Source organism: Halorubrum californiense DSM 19288, assembly GCF_000336875.1.
In the GTDB taxonomy this organism is placed as follows: Archaea; Halobacteriota; Halobacteria; order Halobacteriales; family Haloferacaceae; genus Halorubrum; species Halorubrum californiense.
The window spans coordinates 1-7,674 of the sequence record NZ_AOJK01000071.1; the positions used below are offsets into that span (position 1 = coordinate 1).

Below are 7,674 nucleotides of genomic sequence, written 5' to 3' on the forward strand. Positions count from 1 at the left end.
AGAGTAGGTTAGTCACATTCGACTCTTCCGCTTCGCTACTCCCTTTACAGCGACGCTATCCCGCCGCCTTCTGCGGATTCAACAGAGCACATGATTCTGTATATGTCGCTATCGGTATCTCAATGGACGCACGCCACCTCATAACGCTACTGGGAGGGGTTATTACTGTGGGAATTATTCTGCTCTTGATAGACAGCCGAACGCAGTTATACCGATTACTGTTTGCCACAAGCTGCGGTGTCGCACTATTCTCACTGATTGGCTGGTCCGCTGCGCTTGAACTCATAGAACCGACGACTAAACCCACTCCTCCACGAGAAGTTATAGGGATTAAACTCCCATTCAGTGATTAGTATCGTTGACCTCTTCCCCAATATTTGTCGCCTCGTGGCAACTCTCTCCCCCTCACGCCTTGGTGGAGGGAGTAGTGCTGTCGCGAACTGGTTCGCCCGAAAGGCCTGACGAAGCCTCAAAAATACGCTGATAGCTCATCGCAACAAATAACCAATAGAGTAGGGAGAAGGGCGTATTGATTAGAGATTGCCGCATGAGCATTGTCCCGAATAAGGCACCGGTCAGCGTCACAAGCACGACCGAAAGCTGATCGCCGTTAAGTGCGAGACTGACGAGGCTCCGAGCAATCTGAATGTTAAGTAGGAGAAAAATAAGTAGGCCGATAATGCCCATCTCGATAATGATGTTCAAAAGCGAGCTGTCGATGTACCAGCCTTGAATCGCGAGTGCCGCAGGCCCGATACCAGTTATAAGATCCCGATTCAGGTATGTGATGATGTTGGCCCAGAAATTAAACCGGGGGTTGCCATTCTCGACGAGGATACGAATAGTACGTATGATCTTGTCTATATTCATGAAGAATCCCGAAGTCATTACAAGACCGCCACCAATGAGAAGCCGCCAGCGGCGCTGGAGAAGTGCCATCGCGACGAATGCGATGGCAAGAATCCCAAAGTCGTCACGCGACACAGACAGAAACACCATAGCTGCGGTCAATCCAATAACGACTGTGAATATAATTTTCGCGCGGAGGCTGTCGCGCTGCTCAAACTCCCAGACACCGAGGATTGTGCCGAATACCGCGAGGTTAGCAAGGTTGTTAGGGTTCCCTGTGATTGACATGAGTCGGTGTGGGCCGAACCAACTATATGGTGGACCGCGGCGGTAGAGTTCTGTTCGGACGATAGAGTCCCAAAGCAAGAACTCTGAATAGACGAGATGGATGACGGCAATCCCGCATATCAGGACGATCGCCCACAACAGGCATCGCAGCAAGTATTCGGTCTCCTCCTCATGGAGTCTGACAATGGTTATCGGGAGAAAGATGAGTGCGATAGGCTCGAAGTAGGGCCGAAAAAATCTAAGACTTGTAAGAAGACTATCGCGGGCGACCGTGACGAAGATGATCGCGGTAAACACGACGACAACCACCGGAAGCTTGATTTTGTAGTCGTTCCGTTGGAAGATAACGGCGGCTGGAATGAGGAGTGAAACGAGCCAGAGTTCTTTGAGTATTGTTTCCGGGCCAGGAAGAATGTCAACCCACTTTAGATAAACCCAGAGAGGGAGCAAGAGGAGCCAGCCTGCAAGGCCATGAATATACACTCGACGCATATGCCCCATTCGAGAAACACGAGGGTTAAAGACTTTGGTGTGTTGAATAGATGCTGAGTCACGGTTACAGCGGTTCACATAGTGGTTCTATGTTGATGATGGCGAACATCAAGACGATTTCACGGAACTGTTGATACCAGCCCAGCGCTCGCACGGCGTCGCCGAGCGAGCGCTTCGTTGTCGAATACGATGTTTCGGCCATCCAGCGCTGAGAGTAGCCCTTTCCCCGGTTCAGAGCGTTTTTCGCGGCTGCGTTCGCTGACGAGCCGCGATAATGAACAGGGTACTCGATGTCGTGTGCGGCGATCTCGTACTCGGTGTGCCAGTCTTGGAAGCCGTTGTCGGCGGCGACGGACCAACGTTGTCGTCAACCACCACGCTTGAGCAGTAATCCATTGTGGTAGCATAATTAATATGACGAATAACCCTCCCGGGTCTCGGCATCAAGCGTCGACTTTCGGCAGCGACATGGTCGCTCGACCGTCGTGGCTGGCTTCGAGGAACGACTCGGTGAGGTGGCCGCTGATGAATCCGGCCCCGCCTGTCACGAGGTTCGCATACGCGCCATTCAGCCGGCCACCACAAAACTCGTGCGGTTCTCGTGAACTCGCCGTCGCGTCCACATCATGGGCGATATCGACACTACTGCGGTCCCGCGACCGACTGCCGCAGCGCTCCCGCCAGTTGCTGGTGGTTGTTGTTATTCATTCCCCCGATCCACACGCTCTCCCTCAATAACCTGCGTTTCGGCTTCCAACGCCCGCACCTCAATGCCGCGCCACTCACCATCCACACCCACCAGCGCCTCTGCGTACCCAAGCTCCTCGTTTCTAGGCACCGCCTCCTGAACGAACCGTTTCTGTGCGTCGTTCAACCCGAACTCTGCGGCCCAGTGGTCGTCCATCCCATCCAAGCGATGGAACTGCTTGATCGCACACTGATCGAGGATCATCTCCGCTTCAGCTCGCTCGAAGAACTCATCGACCGTCTGGGTGACCAGCTGGATCGACAGGTCGTGGTGGCGGTGGTGCCGAAAGATCGTCTCCAAGAACGCGAGGTTCTCCGCGTCGCGCAACACGTAACGCGCCTCGTCGATCACGAAGACGACCTCCTTGTCGGTCTGTTTCGCACGCTCGTACACCAGCGAGATGAGCAGCTGCATCACAAGACTCGTCCGGCCGCCGACGCGGCCCTCCTGTTGGGCTAAATCAAGATAGATGAGATCCTCGGCCGCGAAATCGACCTCGCTTTGCCGACCCAAGTGTGCGAACTGGCCGTCTGGCGCGAACGGCCGCAGCTGGTCGATAAGCCACGTGGCGTCTGCTTGGAGCTTCTCGGCTTCCGCCTCCGTTCGTAGCGTGAACGCGTCGGGATCGTCGACCAACTCCTCCAGCACGTCGATCACGTCCCGCAGCGTGGGGCTCTGCCGGTCGTGGGTGGTCACGTCCTCGGTGATGCCCGCGTTTCGGTAGGCCAGCTCGAGAGTCGTCCGCCGGTCTCCCAATGAAATCCCCCGGTGCGCAAAGAAGTTCGCCAGGAAGCTACTCACACGCTCCTGCTTTTCTGTGAGTGGACTCGCGTCCGCGCCCAACCGGATGAACCGCTGTTTCGCCCTGAAGCTCTTCCCCGAGCCCGGATCGCCCACCGTGAACGTGGCGTACCCGTTCTCCCGTGCGAACGGGTCGACAACGACCGGGGTGTCCGTATGTCGGTGAACGCCGATTTCGACGCCGTCCGACTCCAACAGCGTGGGGCGATGTGGCGACGCCAACAACGCTCCCACCGCGCCGCTCAACCCGATCGTCTGCCGATCGAGTGGCGTCGCCCCGAACGGCGCTGCGCTCCGCAGGGCGCGCTCTTGGGCACAGATCGCGGTCTTCGGCGCGAGCTTCGCCGGCTGTTCGCGCAACACACGTTTCACCCGACGGGTGGCCGTCCGCAGCTCCTCACGGTCGTCGGCCCGCACCGTGACGAACACGCCCTGTGAGAACACCCGAGTACCGGCCTCGACCGCGCGGTAGGTGGCGGCGGCCTTGTCGGCCCGGTCGTGAAGGTACGTGCTCCGCACGCTCGACTCCAGATCGGCGTCCACCTTCAGGTCATCCGCAGCAGTTTGGAGCTGATCGAGCGCCCGCTCTTGATCACGTGGGGTGACATGTGCGGTAAGGTGGAATCGGACGTCGGTCAGCGTGAAGAGGTCGCTGAGATACCCGTCATTCGGGTGGTCGGGCCAGTCGGCGATGTACAGCGTGGTCGTCCACTCGTCACCCACGCGCGCACACCGACTCTCCCACTCGACCGCAGGCGGTGCGACGGCGTCTTGGTGGCGCTCCCGTGGCGGCCGCACGTTCGGGCCCGGCGGTTCCGGTTCGTCCGGCGGCTTGATGAACGCCGACAGATCCACCTCCGGATCCCGCTGGGGACGCCGTGCCTGAAGCCACACCCCAACGAGGAGCCCGACGACCAGGGTTCCGCCGCCGACGATCAGTCCGATAACGAGTGTCGACGGAGCCACCGACTCGACGCCCGAAAGCACAGCCACGAGTTCACGCATCGGTCTCCTCCCGGCGCTGGTGATCGATACCGGCCTGTGCGGCGACTGCTGGGTCTCGCACGTCGGTGCCGTTCCAAAACTGTGTGGCGAGCCCCAGCAGCTCTGCCGTTGCGAGTCGCCGTGCCGTACAGTCGCTCAGCTTGCCGACGAAATCGGTCTCGACGGTCCGCACCCGATCACGCAGCTTCTCGAGTTGGGCACCCCGCAGCTCCGCGTCCGTCAGCCGGTCGCGGCGGGTGACGAACGGCATCGCCAACACGCCGACGACGGGGAGCGTCGAGAGCCGCTCGGCGGGCGTCCGCTCGTCCGGGTGGCGCTCATACACTTCGAACGGCGCCACTGCGACGCCGAGGAAGTAGCGCACCCGGTGGGTGTCAGCCAGATCAGCCGGCCGCTGATCGCGGTAGGCGGCGATGCGCGCGCAGCGACTCGTTTGCGGTCACCGCGGGATCCGCGACCCGAGCGTCCAGCTGGTCGACGAGCGTCGCGGCCGGATACGGATCGGTCGTCGTGTACAGCGTCAGCGTGAAGGTGAGTTCCTGATCGGCGAACGCCTCGCCAACCGCCTGCCGAGCGGCCCAGTCGTCGGCCATCGTGAAGTCCATGTTGCCGGGCGTGAGCTCGACGTACGCCTCCATCCTCCCGTCCGTTCGCTCGATGGCACCGTGACCGGGCCACGCCCGCTTGAGCGCCGTCAGCTCCTGTGTCTGTTCGTCGACGACGAACGGTCGGGGCACGCTGTCAGTAGCAGCGCCCGTCTCCTCGGTAACGGCCGCGTGACGTGTCGTCCGCGGCCGTCGCAGGTAGAGGTGGGCGATGTCTGCCAGCCACGTACTCGTGGGGAGCTGTCGGGGTGCGGCGTACACGACTGCGACGCCGGCTGCGAGCCCGACACAGACCAGCGGGAGCACGAGCGCCTCCACGCCGAGCGCGGCGCCACCCACCAGCCCGGTGATCGGGAAGCTCACCAGCACATACAGGTCACGTTCGTCGATGCCGATGATCGGCAGCTTGCGGTCGGCGCCGAGCGTGTCCATCACGCGTCGACTTGCGGGTCTGTCCGAGCTCATGGGCGGGGTTCGTTTTCGGTGCGGCGGTACGAAGAGGCACCACTCCCACTACTGCGCACGACCGGTCGCTGGCGAGCTGTCGTGGTGTCGGTGTCTGGTTGCTCCTCACTGAGCTGGTGTGCCACCGTGTGGCCGACTGCAGCTTTCGGTCCCCACCGAGCGGCGGTCGCGCCTGCCCACGGCCCGGCGACCGCGGCGGCCCCAGCCACCGCGCCTGCGGTGACCGTCAGGCCGGTCACCCGCCCCACTGTCCGCACCAGTCGCGGGGTCGTGTACGCGAACAGCTTCCTGATGATCCACACGCTCACCACCGGCAACGAGACCGCGATGAGATACCTGAAGAACGGACTCTCCGGTGTCACCGTTCCGGGGGCACCGTTGATGAGTAATTCGTAGCCGCGGAACACCAGCGCAACCGGCAGTGGCATCACCGCCAGTGGAATGAACTTGACCGCGACACGGGCGGCAATGCCTGAGATGACTGGGAGGCCACCGTAGGCGATCGCAATGGCGATCGGCATCGCGTACACGAACACGTACAGGAGGAGTTCACGCAGGAACAGCAGTGCTTGGAGCGTCCACATTGCGACCGCACCGACAAATGTGAGTAATAACCCGAGCAGTGGGTTTGACAGCGTCAGATCGAAGAAGTCGACCAACGGTCTGACCGCCGCATCAATTGAAGCTACCAGTGCGATCGCGAAGCCATCGACGAGAGACAAGGCGACAACAGCCACCCAGTACCAGGTCGCGATTAGAATTCCCCCGGTCTAGGCCGAACGTCGAACTTGTCGATCGCGAATTGGATTACACAGGTTGAAAATCCGGAGTGTATGCCGGCCTTGGACACACACGATGAGGAGCAAAAACGCGACCAGTGTTATTTCGCCGGCAACAAGGGCATCGTATAGCTGCGTCCACGGCTCGTTTTGTGGTTCACCTACCGGAATGCTATTGAGGGTTTCCGGGACTGGTGTGCCAAAGAGGGCTTCTGTGATGGCACGGTATCCATCCACAATTCCCTCTGTGAACCACTCAACTAACTGTTCGAGGATGTCAGTAAACCACTGAAATCTGACGTCTGTGAGTGAAACACCGCTCATCCCTCGGCCCTCTCAATCGTGATCTGGCAGTCAGTGAGGTCCTCGCCTTGGTAGTTCACATTGTACTCTCGTTCGGCTAATTCGCCAGCGACGTTTCCTGCCACGCTAACTCTGAATTGGCTACTGGTCCCTTCCGGTGTACAACTGACTACGTCTCCACCCGGCGCAAACGGGTATGTGGCTGAGTAGAGGGTGTGTGTTTCCCCCGGGCCCACTATTGGTTTCGCATATCTCACCAGTTGGTCGACCGGCATAATCCCACTTCCCGACAGCTCATCTGGCGTTGGACGAGGTACATCCCCAGAAAACTGGAGCTTCGTGAGTTTTCAAGATCTGTACCCACGTTCTCGATTGTTACGATCACTTCGCTAGTGATTGTGAAATTCCCGGTCCCATCGAACATCTCTTCGGGACTGTTCCGGCCGAGCATCAACCCGCGAATGACCACGTCCGGCCGGAGTGACTGCTCAACAGTAGCCACCACGGACTGATCCTCAACGAGCTGGACGGTATAGGCACCAGGGGATACGCCGTCCCAATCGTGATTGTCTCCCGACTGGCACCCGGTGTCAGTGAGCGTTCGGCAAACGCCTCACCCGAGGGCGCGATCACGGCGAGATCGGTAGCACTCGTCTCGGAGTCGTACTCGACCACAAGCTCCGTGCCATCAACAGTCACTCGGGAAATATCCCCCTCAGAGGTGGTACCACGGTTGGTATCGGTACAGCCGACGACCGACCCACTACCCGCGGCGGTGATGGTTGCGAGGACGGTCCGTCTCGTGGTGAACGTAGCGTGGCTCATGGCGATGACTCAGCTAAAAGGAACTGCCCCAGTTGGCGGCCGGCCACCCACGCGACGGCAACCGGGATCGCCCCCACAAGCACCGTCTCAAACCAAACAACTGGATCCAGCCACTAACCGTCCCAAGCGGGTGCCAGCGCACGGTGTCCCGGGCAGCGACGTAGGCGGGGGTGGTCGTCCGCCACGACGCCGGCTCGAAGCGGACGGTGTACAACCCGGGCTCCGACACCGTCCGCGTCGCTACCCCCGAGTAGTTGAGTTCGACTGGTTCGCCGTTGAGAGAGAGCGTCCCGGCGGGGCCGTCATCCCCGATCGGTGACGGCGGCCCGTCCTCGTCGAGATCGAGTGGCTCGCCCGTCTGGGGATCCGTCAGTTCGATCCGAACCGTCGCGGCCGACGTCGACGTGTTCACGAGTTGGACCGACTGCTGTGTTGAATAGATGCTGAGTCACGGTTACAGCGGTTCACACAGTGGTTCTATGTTGGTGATGGCGAACATCAAGACGATTTCACG

At 60.2% G+C, this 7,674-nt stretch carries 5 protein-coding genes and 2 pseudogenes; all 7 read right to left on the reverse strand.

Annotation, left to right across the window (positions count from 1 at the left end; all coding sequences use genetic code 11):
• Nucleotides 1-405: 405 nt before the first annotated feature.
• A complete protein-coding gene (locus tag C463_RS14540; RefSeq protein WP_049906001.1) occupies nt 406-1,629 on the reverse strand; it encodes a hypothetical protein in 1,224 nt (407 codons plus the stop codon).
• 64 nt (nt 1,630-1,693) lie between these two features.
• A pseudogene (locus C463_RS18145) lies at nt 1,694-1,984 on the reverse strand (IS5/IS1182 family transposase); the annotation flags it as partial.
• 345 nt (nt 1,985-2,329) lie between these two features.
• On the reverse strand, nt 2,330-4,183 hold the full coding sequence (locus C463_RS14545) for a VirB4 family type IV secretion system protein (protein WP_008445170.1): 1,854 nt from the start codon (nt 4,181-4,183) through the stop codon (nt 2,330-2,332).
• A complete protein-coding gene (locus C463_RS19830; RefSeq protein ID WP_239638922.1) occupies nt 4,176-4,523 on the reverse strand; it encodes a hypothetical protein in 348 nt (115 codons plus the stop codon). The genes C463_RS14545 and C463_RS19830 overlap by 8 nt, the downstream gene beginning before the upstream one ends.
• Nucleotides 4,524-4,566: 43 nt before the next feature.
• Nucleotides 4,567-5,220 (reverse strand): hypothetical protein, encoded by a 654-nt coding sequence (locus C463_RS19835; RefSeq protein WP_239638923.1) that lies wholly within the window; start codon nt 5,218-5,220, stop codon nt 4,567-4,569.
• 29 nt (nt 5,221-5,249) lie between these two features.
• A pseudogene (locus tag C463_RS14555) lies at nt 5,250-6,356 on the reverse strand (hypothetical protein).
• Between the two features lie 817 nt (nt 6,357-7,173).
• Entirely contained in the window at nt 7,174-7,572 is a 399-nt protein-coding gene (locus C463_RS14565) for a hypothetical protein (RefSeq protein ID WP_008445185.1), read from the reverse strand.
• Nucleotides 7,573-7,674: the final 102 nt, after the last annotated feature.